The organism is Arthrobacter sp. zg-Y179 (assembly GCF_020907345.1).
Taxonomy (GTDB): domain Bacteria; phylum Actinomycetota; class Actinomycetes; order Actinomycetales; family Micrococcaceae; genus Arthrobacter_B; species Arthrobacter_B jinronghuae.
Genome location: NZ_JAJJOB010000010.1, coordinates 453339 through 471939, shown reverse-complemented (window position 1 = coordinate 471939; position 18601 = coordinate 453339). Strand labels below are relative to the sequence as shown.

Sequence of the window (18601 nt, the reverse complement as noted above, 5' to 3'; positions counted from 1 at the left end):
CGATAGAACTGTGTGCTTTATCACTAAAGGGGTAGTCTGGGATCGGCGTTCTGCCCCAAGGGACTAAAGTTCCTGATGGGGCAGACCGGCCGGATGCATCTGCTCTGCGATCGCCAGATCGCATGTAAACCCCTACTTCGACGTAGAAGGACACTAGCCCGTGGACCTGTTTGAATATCAGGCGCGCGATATGTTTGAGGCGCACGGAGTACCCGTGCTCGCCGGAATCGTGGCGCACACCCCTGAAGAAGCCAAAGCTGCTGCTGAGAAGATCGGCGGCGTTGTAGTCGTCAAGGCGCAGGTCAAGGTTGGTGGCCGAGGCAAGGCCGGCGGCGTGAAGGTTGCCAAGACCGCCGATGAAGCTTTCGAGCACGCATCCAACATCCTCGGCATGGACATCAAGGGCCACACCGTTAACACGGTGATGATTGCCCAGGGTGCCGACATTGCCGAGGAATACTACTTCTCGGTCCTGCTGGACCGCGCGAACCGCAACTACCTGGCCATGTGCTCGGTTGAAGGCGGCATGGAGATCGAGCAGCTGGCCGTGGAGCGTCCCGACGCACTCGCCCGCATTGCCGTTGATCCCGCCGTCGGCATTGACTCCGCCAAGGCCGCAGAGATCGTCGACGCCGCCGGGTTCGCCCCCGAGCTGCGCGAAGGCGTTATGAACGCCATCATCAAGCTGTGGGATGTCTTCACCAAGGAAGACGCCACCCTCGTTGAGGTCAACCCGCTGGTGAAGGCCGGCAACGGTGAGATCCTCGCCCTCGACGGCAAGGTCACCCTCGACGAAAACGCCGACTTCCGCCAGCCCGGCCACGCCGCGCTGGAAGACAAGGACGCCGCGGATCCGCTCGAGGCCAAGGCCAAGGAAAACGACCTCAACTACGTCAAGCTGGACGGCGCAGTGGGCATCATCGGCAACGGTGCAGGCCTGGTTATGTCCACCCTCGACGTCGTCGCCTACGCCGGCGAAAAGCACGGCAACGTGAAGCCGGCCAACTTCCTGGACATCGGCGGCGGCGCCTCCGCCTCCGTCATGGCCGCCGGTCTGGACGTCATCCTGAATGACTCCCAGGTCAAGTCCGTGTTCGTGAACGTCTTCGGCGGAATCACCGCCTGTGACGCCGTGGCCAACGGCATCGTCAAGGCCCTGGAGATCCTGGGCGACGAAGCCAACAAGCCGCTGGTCGTCCGTCTCGACGGCAACAACGTCGAGGAAGGCCGCCGCATCCTTGCCCAGGCCAACCACCCGCTGGTCACCCTGGCCACCACCATGGACGAAGGCGCCGACAAGGCCGCCGAGCTCGCTCACGCTGCTCGCTAACCGAGCCTGTCGAAACCTAGAAGAGAGAACCCACCTATGTCTATCTACTTGAACAAGGACTCCAAGGTCATCGTTCAGGGCATCACCGGCGGCGAAGGCACCAAGCACACCGCCCTGATGCTCAAGGCCGGCACCCAGGTTGTCGGCGGCGTGAACGCCCGCAAGGCCGGCACCACCGTCACCCACGGCGACGTTGAACTGCCCGTCTTCGGCACCGTAGCCGAGGCCATCGACAAGACCGACGCCGATGTCTCCATCGTCTTCGTGCCGCCGGCCTTCACCAAGGACGCCGTCATGGAAGCGATCGACGCCGGCATCGGCCTCGTCGTCGTCATCACCGAAGGCGTTCCGGTGCAGGATTCCGCCGAGTTCTGGGCCCACGCCCAGTCCAAGGTGGACGCCGACGGCAACCAGGTCACCCGCATCATCGGCCCGAACTGCCCCGGCATCATCACCCCCGGCGAAGCACTGGTCGGCATCACGCCCGCCAACATCACCAGCAAGGGCCCCATCGGCCTGGTCTCCAAGTCCGGCACGCTGACTTACCAGATGATGTACGAGCTGCGCGACCTTGGCTTCTCCACCGCCATCGGCATCGGCGGCGACCCGGTCATCGGCACCACCCACATCGATGCACTCGCTGCCTTCGAAGCGGATCCCGAAACCAAGGCCATCGTGATGATCGGCGAAATCGGCGGCGACGCCGAAGAGCGTGCCGCTGAATTCATCAAGGCCAACGTCACGAAGCCGGTTGTCGGCTACGTGGCCGGCTTCACGGCTCCCGAAGGTAAGACCATGGGCCATGCCGGCGCCATTGTCTCCGGTTCTGCCGGAACCGCACAGGCCAAGAAGGAAGCCCTCGAGGCTGCAGGCGTGAAGGTCGGCAAGACGCCGTCCGAGACCGCCACGCTGCTGCGCGAAGTCTACGCAGCCCTCTAGGTCCGTACCTGCACGCCCCCGCCCACCGGAAACATATGGTGGACGGGGGTTTTGTGCGTCCCAGAAGAAAGACGGAAATGTCCACCTCAGTTTCAAACGGCTCGGCCCCGAAAGCCGGCCCGCACCGGCGGTCGCTGCGCCGTGCTTCCTGGATTGTCACCCTCGGCGGTTTCCTGTTCGGCTATGACACCGGTGTCATTAACGGCGCCCTGCCCTACATGCAGGACGATCTGGGGCTCACCCCGTTTACCGAGGGCCTCATCACCTCCAGCCTGCTCTTCGGCGCGGCCTTCGGCGGAGCCATCTCCGGGAAATTGACGGACAGGTTCGGCCGGCGCCGGATCCTCATGGCCCTCGCCGTCGTCTTCCTGCTGGGTACCCTCGGCACCTCCCTGGCCCCGACGATCGCCGTGATGGTCCTGTCCCGGATTGTGCTCGGCCTGGCCGTGGGCGGCGCCTCGGCGCTCGTCCCCGTGTTCCTCGCCGAGCTTGCCCCGGCGGAACGCCGCGGACAAATGGTGACGCGGGACCAGCTGATGATTGTGACGGGCCAATTGGTCGCCTTTGTCGCCAACGCGGTCATCGGCAACATCTGGGGTGAGGACCAGGGCGTATGGCGCTGGATGCTGGTTGTGGCCACCCTGCCGGCCATTGCCCTGTGGGTAGGCATTGCGTTCGTTCCGGAGAGCCCCCGCTGGCTCGCCTCGAAGGGTCGTTTTGCGGAAACCCTCGCCGCCCTCCAGCGGATCCGCAGCGCGGACGACGCACAGGCTGAATACAGGGAAGTGCGCGGCCTGGCGGAAAAGGAATCGGCACAGGCGGGCACGCTGCGGGACTTCGCGGAACCCTGGTTGCTGAGGGTGCTGCTGATCGGTATGGGACTGTCCATCGTTCAGCAGATCACCGGAGTGAACGCGATCATGTACTACGGCACGCAGATCCTTGCCGACGCCGGTTTCGGTACCGAGGCAGCGCTCACCGCCAACATTGCCAACGGTGTGGTGTCCGTGGCAGCGGCTATCTTCGGCATCTGGCTGCTGGGCCGCGTCCGCCGTCGGCAAATGCTGATGACCGGACTGATCGGCACCGGGTCCTCGCTGCTGCTGATCGGGCTGGTATCCATCTTCGTCACCGAAGGCAGCGTCCGCGGTTACATCATCCTGGCCCTGACGGTCACTTTCCTGGCCTTCCAGCAGGGAGCCGTTTCGCCGGTGACGTGGCTGATGCTCTCGGAGATCTTCCCGTTGAAGGTCCGCGGCCTGGGCATCGGCCTGTCGGTTTTCGTGCAGTGGATGACCAACTTCGCCGTCGGCTTCTCCTTCCCGATCCTGATGGACGCCATCGGCATCTCGAAGACCTTCTTCATCTTCGTGGTGCTGGGCCTGCTGGCGCTGGTGTTTGTCCGCCGCTTCGTTCCGGAGACCCGGGGGCAGAGCCTGGAGCAGGTGGAAGAACAGCTCCGGGCGGCCGGTACTAAATAGGAACTGGACGCGCGCAAAGAAGGGAACCTGCCACCGGCAGGTTCCCTTCTTTGCGTTAGTTGGCCCTAGGGGATCGCCGGGTAGGCGGCCACGGTGGGCACGGTGACAGACGCCGTGAAGCTGGTCAGCGCCGTCGCCTTCGGCAGCGCGTAGACGGAGGTGGCGGGCGTGACCTGCAGGACCAGCCGGGTATTTGGGCCGGCGGTGTAGGAAACCTCTTCCAGGGGGATGGTTAGGGTATGTTCCTTCCCATCCAGGATCAGCGGGATCGGTGTGACCTGGTTTCCCAGCACGAGGGAGGATCGGGACCGGTCAATGATCTGGGCATAGACATGGGTGTTGACCTGCCGGGCCGAGCCGCGGTAGGTCAGCGTCAGCTGCGGTGCGCCGAAGACCGACGTCGTCACCGTGGGGGCGCTGATGGGGACGTTGACTGCCACCGGAGCGACGGCGGCCGCCACGACTGCCCCGCTGATGGCGGCGGGGGAGAGGATGATTGACCCCTTCCCGGTACCGGTCAGGGCGCCGGTGGCCTGCGGGTAGCCCGGCGCTCCGCGGGTCACGCCGGTCTGGTCGATGAACTGGAAGGCCGCGCCGGTGTCCACGGGTTCGTTCCGGAGGTAGCGGGCAAACCAGTTCAACACCGCGGGGGTGATCCGGTCCGGTCCGGCAGTGGAATTGCACAGCCCGTGTCCGCCGCAGAACTGCAGCATCTTGGTGGGTGTGCCGGTGCTGCGGATGAGGTCATAGTTGCGCCGGGCCTCATCCAGCGTGAAGAGCGTATCCGCCGTGCCCTGGATGATCAGGGTGGGAGCCGTGATCGAGGTGAACAGGGTATCCGGGGTCAGCGATTCGAAGTATGCAATGGATTCGGCGCTGAGCTGGTTGGGGTAGGTCAGGCCTTCCTGGCAGGCCTTGCGGACCGGAGCCGCGAGGGCGCCCTGGTTGCCCACGAGCGAGCCCAGCTGTCCCAGCGCCGTCCCCTCGGCGCAGAGCAGGGCGCCCCAGCCGGACTTGAAGGAACCGGCCTTGTACAGGCTGGTGGTTAGGTCATTCCAGGCGATGGTCGGGGTGATGGCGTCCACCCGCTGGTCCTGGGAGGCGAGGACAAACTGGATACCCCCGCCGTAAGACGCCCCGGCCATGCCGAGGACGGGGTCGCCGGGGGACTCCAGTTGAGCTTCGGGCTGGGCGGCAATGTAGTCGATGATCGCTGACCCGTCCCTGCCCTCATAGGCAGGATTGTTGACGTAGGCCTCACCGCCGCTTAGCCCGAAACCGCGGGGGTCCCAGGTCACCACGTTGTAGCCGGCGTCCCGCAGGGGAGCGATACCGATGGAGCCGATCAGCGTGCTGGTGGAAGACAGCGGGATACGGCCGCCGGGCAGCCCGAACCCGGGGCCCACCATCACGGTGGGTGCCTGTTGTCCGGCTGCAAGACCGGTGGCGGGGAAGAAGTTCGTGTGGATGGGGGTGCCGTCAAAGCTGGTGATAACGACGTCGGTGCGGCTGGAAGGTGCGGGTGCAGCGATGGCCGGCGCTGCGACGGCGGGCGCCGCGGCCAGGGATGACCCCAAAAGCGCGGCGGACACCGCCAAGATGCCAAGATGTTTCCTCATAGTGACCTCATTGTCTGTGGGAAAGCACAAGTGGTTACCGGGCGGTAACTTTCCGCAGACTATGAGGAGAAGGGTGACGGCACAAGGGGAGCAAGGGAATCCGGCCTCGAAGCGCTGAAAACCACGGCTCGTACAGCGGTCTACTGGACCCGAGGCCGGGGGCAGCGGGTAGGCAAACTTGTTGGGAGAAGCGCACCAAGCAGATACGGGAAGGTTCCCGCACTGATAACGTGCGGGAACCTTCCCGTATTAGTGGGCGCCTTTTCTCAAAGGCGCTGTAGTAGTGCTGGCCAGCTACTTGCGTTCCGGCGCGGTGTTAGCCGGCACTGCCGCGTCCGGGCCGTCGTCGTGCTCGGTGGTGTGCAGATCGAAGGAGGAGCCATGTTCGTCCACGCCAGCCTGGATGGCCCGGTCCACCACGGAAACGGCAAGCCGGCGCCGCAGTGAGAGCGGGTCCTTGGCCAGGTCCTTGGCCAAGGCGATGGTCATCAGCAGCATAACCACGGCGAAGGGCAGCGCGGCCACAATGGTGATCCGCTGCAAGCCGTCCAGCGCCTCGGCAGGGTCATCGCCGCCTGCCAGCAGCATCACCGCCCCAACGGCGCCGGTAAGGACGCCCCAGAAGATAACGACGCCGCGTGACGGGTGCTCGGCCCCGTTGGAGCTCAGCGACGCCATGATGATGGAGGCAGAATCCGCTCCGGTGACGAAGAAGATGGCCACCAGGACCATGGCGAGGATACCCACCGCAGTGGCCAGGAGGTTCGGCATGGGGAGGGCTGCAATCAGGTCGAACAGCGAGCCGTCGAAATCAATGGTGGGTTCACCGTCGACCATTGTGGTGAGTCCCGGTGTGCCGTTGGCTGCCGCTTCCTGCTGCGTACCGATCGCGGCGCCGCCGAAGATCGAGAACCAGACCACGCTGACAACGAAAGGAACCACCAGCACGCCGGTGACGAACTGGCGGATGGTGCGGCCGCGGCTGATGCGGGCAATGAACATACCGACGAACGGCGTCCAGGACAGCCACCAGGCCCAGTAGAAGATGGTCCAGCTGGAGAGCCAGGCGCGCATGGATTCGTCGCCGGACACCTCGGTGCGTGAAGCCATCTGTGCCAGGTTGGTGGCGTAGTCACCGATCGCTGCCGGAATGACGTTGAGGATAAACAGGGTCGGCCCCACAACAAAAACGATGGCGGCCAGCACCAGCGCGAGGACCATGTTGATGTTGGACAGCCACTGGATGCCGCGGGAAATACCGGAAACCGCGGACGCCACGAAGCAACCGGTGAGGATCGCGACGATCGCGACGAGGACGGTTGTTCCGGCGGTTCCGAGGAACCCGACCGACTGCAGGCCGCTGCCGATCTGCAGGGCGCCGAGGCCCAGTGATGCCGCGGTGCCGAAGAGGGTAGCGAAGATGGCGAAGATGTTCAGCACCTTGCCCAGCGGGCCTTCCACCCGCTTCACGCCGAAGAGTGAGGTGAAGGCCGACGAAATCAGCTGACGGCGGCCGAGACGGTAGGTGCCGTAGGCCATGGCAATGCCGACGACGGCGTACATGGCCCACGGGTGCAGACCCCAGTGGAACAGGGACGTGCCCATGGCGGTCTGCAGGGCCTCGGGGGTCTGGCCGTCAACGGTGCCCGGGGGAGGGGAGATGTAGTAGAACAGAGGCTCGGCCGCGCCGTAGAACATCAGGCCGATGCCCATGCCTGCGGCGAACATCATGGAGATCCAGGAGATCGTCTTGAACTGCGGTTCCTCGCCGTCGTGGCCTAGGGGAATCTTGCCGTAGCGTCCCACAGCCAGCCAGATCACGTAAACCACGAGGAACGAGGCAAGGAGCACAAAGAACCAGCCCGCGTTAGTGATGACCCAGTCCAGTGCCGTCGAGGAGACGGCGGACAGGCTGTCTGTCCCGAAGAAACCCCACGCGATGAACGCCAGCGCAAGGGCACCGGTGATGGCGAAGATCACCTTGTCGAGCTTCGCAGGCACGCCGCGATTGAGCGCCGCTTCCTGCTCGCGCTGTCCCTCGATCAACTGCTGGACGAGTTCGTGTTCCTGCTCCACGATGGGCATCGACGAAGTGGAGGGATCCTCCGGGGCAACGGAGGAGTGGGTGGTGGCGGGAACCGGGGCGACGGGGTCAGCCGCATGCCTTCCGGCGTCGCGCGGTGGACCTTCTGTGGTAGCCATAGGCCTTCCTTATGTCAGCATGTCAGCGCAAAAGGGCCCGAACCCTCCTTGGAGGACCCGGGCAGGCAGAATGGCAGCCACTCTTTATTTGAGCGTGTGGTGGACGGTTTCCCGTCCACCGGAATCGATAAAGTAACGCTGCCTAGCTTCTGCGTCCCTTTACATAATTCGCAAGTGTGTTAGTTCCAGACTCGCGGCCTGCGGCGCACCAAGTCAAATTGGACAGCGTCCCCGGAGGACGCCGCACGGGCGCTTGCGCACTGTTCCCCGGCGCCGTACTTGGTAGCTGTGCTGTAGGCCACGCCGCACTGTGCGCCGGGCCACGGATGCTGAGGTGAAGCTGTTAAGGTTCCCGGCCGGGGCGAATCTTCATCGCAGGATCATCCGTGCAGGGGCGCTGCACCGTGAGGCTGCTGAGATGGTTCGAATTGCCATGTGGTGGTCTTCCTAGGTGGTCCGGAATTCCATTTCGGGATCGTAGGAACATGGTCCTTCATAAGTCAGGCTGCTGAGATGATTCCCGGCTTGGTAAACCAATTTGCTTCCCTCCTCATCCTGAAGGGTAACCATGATGTAGTACCCCGGTCCCACGGACTTGGGCACTGGGGAATCGTAGCGGTTGGTTTCGGTGAACCCCTGCTGTTCGAAGTGCGAGACGTACTTCTCCATCGCGGCTTCCGGGTCTTCCACTGCCGGGCCCATGATCATCGTCCTGTAGCGGTAGGAGCGCTTCTCACCGCTTCCGGGCTTTAGCCTCGTACAGGTGTATGCGACATACCCGCTTGTTTTCGTACCGTCCCAGGCAGAACGTGCGTCGTTGGAATAGGTCCATTGACCGCCGTGGACCTTGGTGGTTTCGTCGCTCAACTCCAGCATCCTGGCGAGCAGCTCCGAGGCAGGCCTGGACTGATCCACGGCTTCGCTGTTTTCACTTTTCATGGTGTCCTCTGATTCGAACGGGGTGGCGCAGCCGGCCACCGTTAGGGCTAGGGCAAGGGCGATCGAGCCGACCGCCAGGGTCAGCCGGTTCATCGCCTGCCCAAACTGTGCGGGTAGTAAGGCATCTCAGACCGTCTCTCTTCAAAGGCTCTCGAAGTATCCGCTAATTCTTCCTCGCGCTGTAGGACCTCATCGCCGTTTCCGGTTGTAATCTTGGCGATGGAATCCAGGCTCTGTGTTCCATTGTCCAGATACCCATGTTCATCGTAGGTGTGGAGGGGATTCCATTTGTCACCGTCCTCCCCGATGGCGGAGTGCCCGAGGGTCTGCTTGAGCTCCCGCTCTGCGTCCCCTTCCGAACTGAATTCATGTGACCCGAAACCGTCACCCAATGGGTCGGTGCGCTGCGAGAGGACGTTGCCGGTCCAGGCAACCTGGTCCTGGGATGCATGGGTGGCGAAGAGTGCCGGTTGTCCCTCGGGACCATCTTTAATGCGCATGTCCGCCAGTGCCGTATCGTCCAGGCCTGCGGAGCCGTAAAACGCCACGGAGTCCACGTCAAAATCAATCCCGGTCAGGCCGTGGGCGGTGGTCGTGGTGCCGTAGGAGTGCGCTGCCACTGAAACGTAAGTGTCGCGGCCGTCGCTGGCAGCGTTGAAGCCGTTCAACGATGAGGCAAGCCGCTCACCACCGTCTAGGGCATGCTCGTTGCCCAAGACTTCGGTGGAGGGCGGCATGCCTGGTGTGTGGTAACCGATCCAGGCAACTACCGCCGGGTCGCCGCCGCCGAGCTTCAGTTGGGCATCGTAAATGTTCTGTGATCCCTCGGCCCAATTGTCCATGGACCCCGCCGTCGTTCCCATCCCCGGGACATTCCACGTGACGTTATCCGCAGTATCCATATTTCCGATAGCCAGGGCGGCGAGCGGCGGGTGCGTGGGATCAAAGGAAATGAGTCCGCGGACGGTTGTGTCGTCACGACCCGCATCGACGGCCGCTTTTATTTCCTTCAGGACATCCCGCTGTGCATCCGGAAGCGGCTTCTGGGCCAGTGCCAGGTCCAGCGCTGCGTTGTTCGCGGCAATTCGGTCTGAGTAAGGAATGCCCTCCAGATTACCCACGAGCGACGGCACCTTCTGGCTGATGACAGCGCGTTGCTCCGGGGTGAGCTTCTCCCAGGCTTGCTTGTTTTTCTGGGGATCCGATCCGAGGGCCGGCGGCGACAGAGCAGCCTCCGGGTTACGGGCCAGGAACTGTTCCATCTGGTCAGGCCTGAGCCCGGCCAAGAGCGCAAGATACTGCTGCATGGCTACAGTCGGGTCACCGATGGAGTTCTGCACCCGGTTATAGGCCTGGGTGACGTCCTGGATAGCCCATTCGTTCAGGGCTTCCTTGCTGATTGGCGGAACATCAGCAGCAGGGCGAACCAAGGCCTGGTGCGCCCGGTTACACTCCTGCTCTGCCTTTTGCAGGTCGGCTGCCAGCTGGTCCGCTTCTCTTTGGAGCATGAATTGATCCATGAAAGCGTCTGCGGAGTCCAAGACGGACCCGATTTTACTGACAGCCTCTCCTAGGAACCCGAATTCTCCCATTCCATCGATGATTTCGGCTTCGCGTTTGTCTTGCGCTTGGGCAGTTGCAATTTTGGCCTTGAGTTCAGCGCGCTTTGCCTTGATTGCGGTGATTTCTCCCGCAAAGACCTCCAACGCCTGTTTTGAGGAGCGCACCGCAAGCAGCATCTCCTCGCCGTCTTCGCGCGGTTTGTCCATAGCCGTGTACACGAGACTTGCTTCCGGGGCGCGGTAGAAGGCACTCACCGTCTGCCACTTGGCCTGTGCATCGTCCAAGGTATCGGCCATGCGTTCAGCGCGTCTGTCCAGCCTGCCGGCAGCAGCCAACAGTGCCGCTTCGTTGGGCAGATTGTCGGTACCACTCAGATCAACATTGATGCTCACGTCAAACCCCACCTTCCGCGGGTCTTGTTGGGCTCCGCGTCGGACGGTGCCTGGTCAGCTAGGAGGATCGCATCGACTACCGGAATGCCGTTGATTTCCCGCGGCACGGGGACGGGTTCGGGTATAACGCCGGCGCCCCCAAAGTCTCCGGGCGCCGTATCCGGCATCGGCTCGAAAGGGATGACTTCGGGCATCCACGGCTCGGCGTGGATGAATTCCGGCCTTGGCTCGAAGTGAATGACTTCGGGCATCCACGGCTCGGCATGGATGTATTCCGGCCTTGGCTCGAAGTGGATGACTTCCGGCATCCACGGCTCGGCGTGGATGACGTCGGGCATCTTCGTGATCTCCTGCGGCAGTTCGCCGGGAAGCCGCTCGACGCCCGGACGCGAAGGGTCGGCCCAGAATCCGGGGTCTATTCCCGGCCACACACGGCCCGGGTTGCCCGGGTAGTAGGGCGCAGGCTCGGCGATGTGTCCACCCGGGTTGGCTTCGGGGAGGGGCGCCGGCAGCGGGTGGAGTACGTTTCCGCCCGGGTTGGCTTCGGGGAGGGGCATCGGCAGCGGGTGGTAGACGTGTTCGCCCGGGTTGGCTTCGGGGAGGGGCATCGGCAGCGGGTGGTAGACGTGTTCGCCCGGGTTGGCTTCGGGGAGGGGCATCGGCAGCGGGTGGTAGACGTGTTCACCCGGCTTGGCTTCGGGGAGGGGCATCGGCAGGGGATGGAGTACGTTTCCTGGAGCGGGTGCCGGTGCAGGGGCGGGCGCCGGGGCAGGGGCAACCGGAGCGGGCGCAACGGGAGCAGGAGCTGCCGGCATGCGCACGCTTGGTGAAGGCGCTAGTGCTGGCGCGGGAGCTGGGGCAGGTGCCGGCGCGGGAGTCAGGTTCCTCTCCCACTTGCCGCGGGAAATCGCAGCACCGCCTGCGGCTCCAGCGCCAATGGCCAGCGGCGCGATGCTCGCTGCCGCCTGCTGCGCATTCGCCACCATCTCCTCGTCACCCTGGACATATGCGTTCAGGGCCCGCCGGGTTGCCAGGACGGCGTTATCGCCCCGGGTGATTACCGTCTTGGCGCCCGGCATCAGCGTCTCTGAAGCGAACGTGGAAAACCCCGCGAGTGCCCCACTCTTGCCGAGTGCGGTTTCAACCCCGTCGATCCGGTCTTGAAGGTCGATGTAGAGACTCTCGTTCTGCAACAGGATGGACTCGGTGTCCGTGATTATCCTGCCTACTGTTGCAGCGTCTATGTCATAGGCGCCCATTTTCTCCCCCTTGTACGGGCCCCGAACGCAGTAAGAATGCTGCAGTCGCGAGGCGGCGGGAGAGCCGCACTTTGACAGTTCCCCCTGATTGTCAGGAAGAACATAACCCGCCGGAAGAAATCCGTACATGGGGAGAACTACCCATGCTCCGTGTCCTAGAGGGCGGTCGTCCCGAAAACCATGCCCAGCAGATACGTGGCGGCGGCTGCACCAAGGCCGATCGCCAGCTGCCGCAGTGCCCGTTTGAGGGGCGAGGCGCCGGAGAGCAGGCCGACGACGGCGCCGGTCATCAACAGTGCCAGGCCCACCAGCACACAGGAGAGGACGACGGCGGTCATCCCGGTGAGGCCAAACAGGTAGGGGAGTACCGGAATCACCGCACCGGATGCGAAGAAGCAGAAGCTGGAAGCAGCAGCACCCAGCCCCGTCCCTACGGACTCGTGCTCGTCGCGTTTGTCTTCGGCGTCAGCCTCGGGGTTCAGCGAGAAACTCGGATCGCAGTCGCAGCTGTAGAGGCCCATCCGTTCCGCCGCACGGTGTTCGGCCGCCTCCTTGGTCATACCGCGTGCCCGGTAGACCAGCACCAGCTCGTTGGCGTCAATGTCCAGCGACTTCGCGGCCGACAGCGTGATCTGGGTCGGCCGGGAGGCCTCCAGGAGTTCACGCTGGGACCGGACCGAGACATATTCTCCCGCCCCCATGGACAACGCTCCGGCAAGCAGGCCGGCCAGACCGCTGATGAGGATGAACGTACTGGACACCCCGGTGGCGCCGATGCCCATGATGAGGGCAAGGTTGCTGACCAGCCCGTCATTGGCGCCGAAGACCGCCGCCCGGAAGTTCCCCGACAGCCGGGTCCGTCCCCGGGTGGCCAGCCCGCGGATCACTTCCTCGTGAATCTGTTCATCGGCGGCCATCGCACTGGTGGCGTTGGGATCCCGGGCATAGGGGGAGCGGCCCTCGGCGCGCTGCGCCAAGGCCAGCACGAACACCGAGCCGAAACGGCGGGCCAGCAGGCCGAGGACGCGGTTGCGGAAGGAAGCACGGGCCCTGCGCCCGGCGTCGTCGCCCAGCAGCGTGCGCCAGTGTTCTTCATGGCGGCCCTCAGCCTCGGCCAGTGCCAGGAGGATGTCGCGTTCCTCACCGTCCCGGCGCTCAGCCAGATACCGGTAGGTTGCTGCTTCGGCCTGTTCATCGGCCAGATACTGCCGCCATCGCTTTTTGTCGGCGTTGGTGGGAACGCTGGAATCGCTGAATGCGGGCTCCGGCGAGGAAGGGGAATTCACGGTGCTCCTGACAGGGACCGGAAACGGGGGATCCGGTCAGTTCAAAGTAAAAGACAACTCTTCTGACCGAAGGTCTCGCTCGCCCGCGGCGTGATGCCGGCGGGTGGACTGCCGGGACGCCGCGGCGTCCAGTATGTCGACAGGCCTCGGCGGAAACCGAACCGTCTGGGATAACCCATCAAGTCCGCACCGGAGCTACTCCCCTTCGCGTGTCCTAGTGTAGTCGAATCCGGTGGCTGAACCGGCCGGAGATGCGCGGGTCCGCCCCAGCCCGGTTTCGGCCCTAAGCACCCTGACTTCTTGTCCGTGACGGGCAGGCGCTACAGTCAGATTGTGAGCAAAAACTTCCCTCTTACGGATCCTGCCCGCCCTTGGACCCGCCACTACAGCGAGGGAGTCCTGGAAGGCTTCAGCCTCCCGGATGAATCCCTCGTTGACGTGGTGGAGAGCTCGGTCCGCAAATACCGGTCCAAGACCGCCCTGCAGTTTTTCGGTGCCACCACTTCCTACGAGGAACTGGGTGACCAGATCCGTCGTGCGGCGACGGGCCTGATGAAGCTCGGCGTGCGTAAGGGAGACCGGGTGGCCCTTGTGCTGCCCAACTCGCCGCAGCACGTGGTCGCGTTCTACGCCGTCCTCCGGCTCGGAGCCGTGGTGGTGGAACACAACCCGCTCTATACGGACCGGGAGCTGCGGCACCAGTTCGAGGACCACGGCGCCACGGTGGCCGTTGTCTGGGACAAGGTTGTGGAGAACGTCCAGAAGCTGCCGGCAGATATTCCGGTGCGCAGCATTGTTTCGGTGGACCTGATCCCGGCCATGCCGCTGGTCAACCGGCTGGCGTTGAAGCTCCCCGTTCCCGCCCTGCGCGAGGCCCGGGCCGCCCTTTCCCCGTCCAAACGTCCGCCCCGTGGGCCGCGGCGAGTGGTGCGGTGGCAGGAACTGCTGGACAACCGCCCGCTGCGCAAACGCCATCCGCGTCCGGAGGCGACGGATCTGGCAGCAATCCAGTACACCAGCGGAACCACCGCAGATCCCAAGGGCGCCATGTTGACGCACGCCAACCTCGTGGCCAATGCGGCACAGGGGCGGGCATGGGTTCCCGGCTTGAAGCCCGGCAATGAAACCTTCTACGCCGTGCTGCCCATGTTCCATGCCTACGGGCTGACCCTGTGCCTTACCACCGCCATGAGCCTGGGTGCCCGGGTGGTGCTGTTCCCCAAGTTCGACGTCGACATGACGCTCAAGGCCATGAAAAAGACCCCGGCCACCTTCCTCCCTGCCGTACCGCCCATTTACGAGCGCCTGGCCGCCGGAGCCAAGGAACAGAACATTTCCCTCAAGGGTGTCCGGTCCGCCATTTCCGGTGCCATGAACCTCCCGCCTCGGACGGTCGAAATCTGGGAAGAGGCCACCGGCGGACTCCTGATCGAAGGCTACGGGTTGACTGAAACCTCTCCCATCGCGCTGGGCAACCCGTTCGCCAAGTCGCGGAAACCGGGAACGGTGGGCGTTCCCTTCCCGCTGACCGACATCCGGGTGGTGGATCCCGAGCATCCTTCGGTCGACGTGCCCCAGGGCCACCGGGGCGAACTGCTGATCAAGGGCCCGCAGGTCTTTGCCGGTTACTGGAACAAGCCCCGGGAAACCGAGGCGGTGCTGCTCGACGGCGAATGGTTCCGTACCGGAGACATTGTCACCGTGGACGAGGACCACTTTGTTACCATCGTGGACCGGATCAAGGAGCTGATCATTACCGGCGGCTTCAATGTCTCCCCCTCGGAAGTGGAAAACGCCCTGAAGCGCCACGAATCCGTCGACGACGTCGCCGTCGTCGGCCTGCTCCGTTCCGGCGGCGGCGAGGACGTGGTGGCAGCGGTGGTACCCAAGGCGGGTTCCCGCTTTAACGCCGAGGAACTGCGGGCGTTCGTACGCAAGGAACTGGCAGCCTATAAGGTGCCCCGCCGGATCGTGGAGATCCAGGAGCTGCCGAAGTCCCTGATCGGCAAGGTCCTGCGCCGGCATGTCCGCGACAGCCTGCAGAACGGCAGCGCCGGTTCCGCGCAGGCCGACGGCACCGCAGAAACAAATTCCCCTACTGATCCCCAGAGCAAGCCGTGACCAGGAAGAAGCAAACATGAGCGCATCAAGCCCTGACAGGGTTGAACGGGATACCCAGCCGGATCACGCCAGACCCGGACGGTACTGGAGCGGCGCCCTCGGCCACGCCGGCCAGCGCTCCGCCCAGATCCTGCTGATCCTGCTTCTGGTTTCGGTGACGGTCTACGGGCTGCTGCAGGTCACGCTTGTGGTTATTCCCGTGCTGCTGGCGTTGATCCTGGGCGCGGCAATAGCTCCGTTCGTGAACTGGCTGCGCCGCAAGGGATGGCCCAGCGCGCTGGCGACAGGCCTGTCCTTCCTGCTGCTGCTCGGGATTTTCGGCGGGTTGGTCACCGGAATTGTCTTCGCCATCCGCAGCGAATGGGGCGACCTGGTGGACCAGGCCGTGGCAGGCTTCGACCAGCTCTACGACTTTGTACTTAACGGCCCGCTCCCGATCGACCAGGAGATGCTCGCCAACGCGCGGGATGCGGTGATCGACTTTGCAACCAGCAGCACGGTAAGCAGCGGGGCCATCGCCGGGATCTCCGCGGCCACGACCTTTGCCACCGGGTTCCTGCTGATGGCAGTGGTCCTGTTCTACTTCCTCAAGGACGGGGACCGCATCTGGGCCTTCTTCCTGCGCATGTTCCCGGAAGGTGACCGCCGGGACAAGGCCCGCCTCTCCGGCTTCCGCGTCATGGAGGTCCTCGGCGGGTACATCCGCGGCACCGCCATTGTGGCGCTGGTCGATTCGGTGTGCATCGGCGCGGCGCTGTTCATCCTGCAGGTTCCGCTGGCCCTGCCCCTGACTGTGATCGTCTTTGTCGGCTCGTTCATCCCGCTGGTTGGTGCCACCGCAGCCGGTGTCTTCGCAGCCCTGATTGCGCTGGTGGCCAACGGGCCGGTTGTTGCCCTGATTGTCGTCGTGGTGATCATCGCGGTGAACCAGTTGGAGGGCAACTTCCTGCAGCCGGTGGTGATGGGCAAGTCGTTGAGCATCCACGCCCTGGTGATCCTGCTGGCCCTGACCGCTGGAACCATCCTGGCCGGCATTGTCGGCGCCATCCTTGCGGTCCCGATCGCGGCAGTGGGCTGGGCCGTGATCAAGGTCTGGACCGGGGAAGACGACGGCGAGGATCTCGACGAAGCGAAGGAGATTCCGGATCCGGAGGACCAGCCGGAAATGGAATCCGCGGAAAAGTAGTACCGGCTTAGACGGCCGGCACCCCTTCCGCCTCTGCGGTGGAGGTGCCGGCCACCCGCTTGTCCCAAGCCGCCCGGACCTCGGGGGCCGTGGGCCGGGAGAGCAGGGAAACCACGCAGTAGGCAACGGCCGAGGCGGCGAGCCCGTAGTAGATCGGTTCATTGGCATACACGCCGTCGTACGGGGCCGCTGCCTGGAGCTCAAGGTAGATCATGGTGCCCAGGGTCACCACGGTTCCGACGGCCATGGACACGCCTGCCCCCAGTCCGGTGCCGCGCTTCCACACCAGTCCGCCCAGGATGCTCACCAGCAGTCCACCCACCAAAATGTCGTATGCAATGGTTAGCGCAGCGACCACGTCCTGGACCACGATGGCCACGAGGATCGCGAGGACGCCCAGCCCGAGTACCCAGTAGCGGTTGGACGCAATGTCTTCCCCGGCCTTATCCCCGGTCTCCGGTTCGGTACCGGCCACCTGGCCGGTGGAACTGCCGGAACCACGGCGGAACCATCCGCTCACAAAGGGGACGACGTCGGTCCGCGCCACGGTGGCTGCAGCAATCAGCGCTCCCGAGGCCGTGGACATCATGGCGGCCACTGCAGCGGCCAGGACGAGGCCGCCAATGCCGACGGGCAGCAGGTTCATTGCGACATCGGCGTAGACATCGTCCTGGGACTCCACCGCGGAAAGAGCGACGCTGGCGCCCATGCCGATCAGTGCCCCGGCCACGCCGTAGAGGATGCAGTAGATCCCGGCCGCGGTGCCGCCCCAGCGGGCTATCAGCGGGGTGCGGGCCGTGAAGACCCGCTGCCAGATATCCTGGCCGATCAGCAGGCCCAACGTGTAGACCACGAAATAGGTGATGATGCTCTGCGCGCCGATACCGGTGATGCTGAAGAATTCCGCTCCGGCACGCTCCCGGATACCGTCAAGGCCCCCGGCAGCGGAGAGCGTAAAGGGCAGCATCAGGGCGAAAACGCCGATGGTCTTGATGATGAACTGCGCCATGTCGGCGAGCGTGATGGACCACATACCGCCGATGGTGGAGTAGATGAGGACGACGGCGCCGCCCACGGCGATGGCCAGCCACCGCTCAAAGCCGAAGAGGACCACGAAAATGGTGGCATAGGCGCCGGTGGAGGTGGCGCAGAGCATCAGCGTGTAGGCCAGCATCACGATCGAGGAGACCTTGGTGGATTCGGTCCCGTAGCGCAGGGACAGCATCTGCGACACGGTGTAGATCCGCAGCTTCTGCAATGTGGAGGCGAAGAGCAAGCTGAGGAGCAGGACTCCGGTGCCGATGGCGACCACCAGCCACATGCCGGAGAGGCCGTACTTGTACCCGAGCCCCACCCCGCCGACGGTGGATGCCCCGCCGAGGACGACGGCGGCCATGGTGCCGGTGTAAAAGAGCGGCCCCAGGCGGCGGCCGGCCACCAGATAGTCGCTGACGTTCTTGGTGCGGGACTTGCCCCACCAACCGAAACCCAACATTGACAGCAGGTAAAGGACCACGATGGTCCCGTTGATGTATTCCATTGCAGTCCTCGAGCTAGGGAACCGGCGTCGAATTGCCTGACAGGCAACAAGTGTTTACTGAAACTAGTGTGTTTTCAGTCACGCCGTCAATTTAGCCGCCTCGCAATACCACCGCATTACGTGCATGTTTCCCTCGGTATGCTCATAAGCATGAAGGCTTTGCCCGTAGAACCGACCAACGCTCCGGTGGCGATTGGGGTGCGGATCCGCTCCGCACGCCAAGCCCGGCATCTGACCATTGAGCAGGTGGCTGAAGCCACCGGCCTCACCAAGGGTTTCCTCAGCCGGGTGGAGCGGGACCTGACCTCTCCGTCAGTGGCTTCCCTGCTGACCCTGTGCCAGGTGCTTTCCATTTCCATCGGTGACCTCTTTGCCGCGCCGGAAACCAATGTGACGCGCCTGGCGGATGCCCCGCGTATCAGCCTGGGCGGCGAGGGAATCGTGGAACGGCTGGTCACGGCACGGACCGAGCGGCGCGTCCAAGTGGTCCGCTCCGTGATTGCACCCGGCGGGTCCGGCGAAGCCGATCTTTATTCGGTGGACTGCGAGGTGGAGGTGCTGCATGTTGCCCAGGGCAGCTTCGAACTCATCCTGGGCAACGAGCGGATTGAACTTACTACCGGTGACACGGTCACCTTCCCCGGCCGGGAACCGCACTCATGGCACAACCCGTCCGACGAGGAAACGATTGTGCTCTGGACCCTCGTCAGCCCCGGCGGCGCCTAGGCCGGGGAGCCGGGGACA

General features: G+C 64.1%; 13 protein-coding genes. 6 read left to right on the top strand and 7 right to left on the bottom strand.

Annotated features, from left to right (window positions below):
• Nucleotides 1-160 precede the first annotated feature (160 nt).
• From sucC to LOC56_RS13375, 3 genes are all read left to right on the top strand, one after another.
• Complete coding sequence (gene sucC / locus LOC56_RS13385) at nt 161-1330, top strand: ADP-forming succinate--CoA ligase subunit beta (protein WP_229952726.1); 1170 nt, start codon at nt 161-163, stop codon at nt 1328-1330.
• A 36-nt stretch (nt 1331-1366) separates the two neighbouring features.
• Nucleotides 1367-2269 carry a succinate--CoA ligase subunit alpha gene (sucD, locus tag LOC56_RS13380; RefSeq protein ID WP_229952724.1) on the top strand — a complete coding sequence of 301 codons (903 nt, stop codon included), beginning with the start codon at nt 1367-1369 and terminating at the stop codon, nt 2267-2269.
• A 77-nt stretch (nt 2270-2346) separates the two neighbouring features.
• Nucleotides 2347-3750, top strand: coding sequence for a sugar porter family MFS transporter (locus tag LOC56_RS13375; RefSeq protein WP_229952723.1), 1404 nt, complete (start codon nt 2347-2349; stop codon nt 3748-3750).
• 65 nt (nt 3751-3815) lie between these two features.
• Here the strand turns inward: LOC56_RS13375 and LOC56_RS13370 are convergent, their stop codons facing one another.
• From LOC56_RS13370 to LOC56_RS13345, 6 genes are all read right to left on the bottom strand, one after another.
• Complete coding sequence (locus LOC56_RS13370; RefSeq protein WP_229952722.1) at nt 3816-5369, bottom strand: alpha/beta hydrolase family protein; 1554 nt, start codon at nt 5367-5369, stop codon at nt 3816-3818.
• Between the two features lie 294 nt (nt 5370-5663).
• Nucleotides 5664-7571: a BCCT family transporter gene (locus tag LOC56_RS13365; protein WP_229952721.1), complete on the bottom strand. Its 1908-nt coding sequence runs from the start codon at nt 7569-7571 to the stop codon at nt 5664-5666.
• Nucleotides 7572-8018: 447 nt separating this feature from the next.
• Nucleotides 8019-8603: a hypothetical protein gene (locus LOC56_RS13360; RefSeq protein ID WP_229952720.1), complete on the bottom strand. Its 585-nt coding sequence runs from the start codon at nt 8601-8603 to the stop codon at nt 8019-8021.
• Entirely contained in the window at nt 8600-10465 is a 1866-nt protein-coding gene (locus LOC56_RS16315) for an alpha/beta hydrolase (RefSeq protein WP_229952719.1), read from the bottom strand. Before LOC56_RS16315 ends, LOC56_RS13360 begins: the two co-directional genes overlap by 4 nt.
• A complete protein-coding gene (locus LOC56_RS13350; RefSeq protein WP_229952718.1) occupies nt 10462-11724 on the bottom strand; it encodes a DUF6507 family protein in 1263 nt (420 codons plus the stop codon). Before LOC56_RS13350 ends, LOC56_RS16315 begins: the two co-directional genes overlap by 4 nt.
• A gap of 155 nt (nt 11725-11879) precedes the next feature.
• Nucleotides 11880-13010 carry a VIT1/CCC1 transporter family protein gene (locus LOC56_RS13345; RefSeq protein ID WP_229952717.1) on the bottom strand — a complete coding sequence of 377 codons (1131 nt, stop codon included), beginning with the start codon at nt 13008-13010 and terminating at the stop codon, nt 11880-11882.
• 333 nt (nt 13011-13343) lie between these two features.
• Between LOC56_RS13345 and LOC56_RS13340 the strand changes: the two genes are divergently transcribed.
• Both LOC56_RS13340 and LOC56_RS13335 read left to right on the top strand, forming a co-directional pair.
• Nucleotides 13344-15131 (top strand): long-chain-fatty-acid--CoA ligase, encoded by a 1788-nt coding sequence (locus LOC56_RS13340; RefSeq protein ID WP_331460948.1) that lies wholly within the window; start codon nt 13344-13346, stop codon nt 15129-15131.
• 16 nt (nt 15132-15147) lie between these two features.
• Complete coding sequence (locus LOC56_RS13335; RefSeq protein ID WP_229952716.1) at nt 15148-16317, top strand: AI-2E family transporter; 1170 nt, start codon at nt 15148-15150, stop codon at nt 16315-16317.
• 7 nt (nt 16318-16324) lie between these two features.
• On the opposite strand, the gene LOC56_RS13330 is transcribed toward LOC56_RS13335, so the two are convergent.
• Nucleotides 16325-17857: a sodium:solute symporter gene (locus LOC56_RS13330; RefSeq protein WP_229952715.1), complete on the bottom strand. Its 1533-nt coding sequence runs from the start codon at nt 17855-17857 to the stop codon at nt 16325-16327.
• A 150-nt stretch (nt 17858-18007) separates the two neighbouring features.
• Here LOC56_RS13330 and LOC56_RS13325 point away from each other — a divergent pair, with 150 nt between their 5' ends.
• On the top strand, nt 18008-18583 hold the full coding sequence (locus LOC56_RS13325; RefSeq protein ID WP_227923078.1) for a helix-turn-helix domain-containing protein: 576 nt from the start codon (nt 18008-18010) through the stop codon (nt 18581-18583).
• Nucleotides 18584-18601: the final 18 nt, after the last annotated feature.

Excerpts from the sequence above, each read along its gene's own strand:
- sucD (WP_229952724.1), top strand. The coding sequence starts at position 1,367 with ATGTCTATCTACTTGAACAAGGACTCCAAGGTCATCGTTCAGGGCATC.
- LOC56_RS13375 (WP_229952723.1), top strand. The coding sequence starts at position 2,347 with ATGTCCACCTCAGTTTCAAACGGCTCGGCCCCGAAAGCCGGCCCGCAC.
- LOC56_RS13370 (WP_229952722.1), bottom strand. The coding sequence starts at position 5,369 with ATGAGGAAACATCTTGGCATCTTGGCGGTGTCCGCCGCGCTTTTGGGG.
- LOC56_RS13365 (WP_229952721.1), bottom strand. The coding sequence starts at position 7,571 with ATGGCTACCACAGAAGGTCCACCGCGCGACGCCGGAAGGCATGCGGCT.
- LOC56_RS13360 (WP_229952720.1), bottom strand. The coding sequence starts at position 8,603 with ATGAACCGGCTGACCCTGGCGGTCGGCTCGATCGCCCTTGCCCTAGCC.
- LOC56_RS13350 (WP_229952718.1), bottom strand. The coding sequence starts at position 11,724 with ATGGGCGCCTATGACATAGACGCTGCAACAGTAGGCAGGATAATCACG.
- LOC56_RS13335 (WP_229952716.1), top strand. The coding sequence starts at position 15,148 with ATGAGCGCATCAAGCCCTGACAGGGTTGAACGGGATACCCAGCCGGAT.
- LOC56_RS13330 (WP_229952715.1), bottom strand. The coding sequence starts at position 17,857 with ATGGAATACATCAACGGGACCATCGTGGTCCTTTACCTGCTGTCAATG.
- LOC56_RS13325 (WP_227923078.1), top strand. The coding sequence starts at position 18,008 with ATGAAGGCTTTGCCCGTAGAACCGACCAACGCTCCGGTGGCGATTGGG.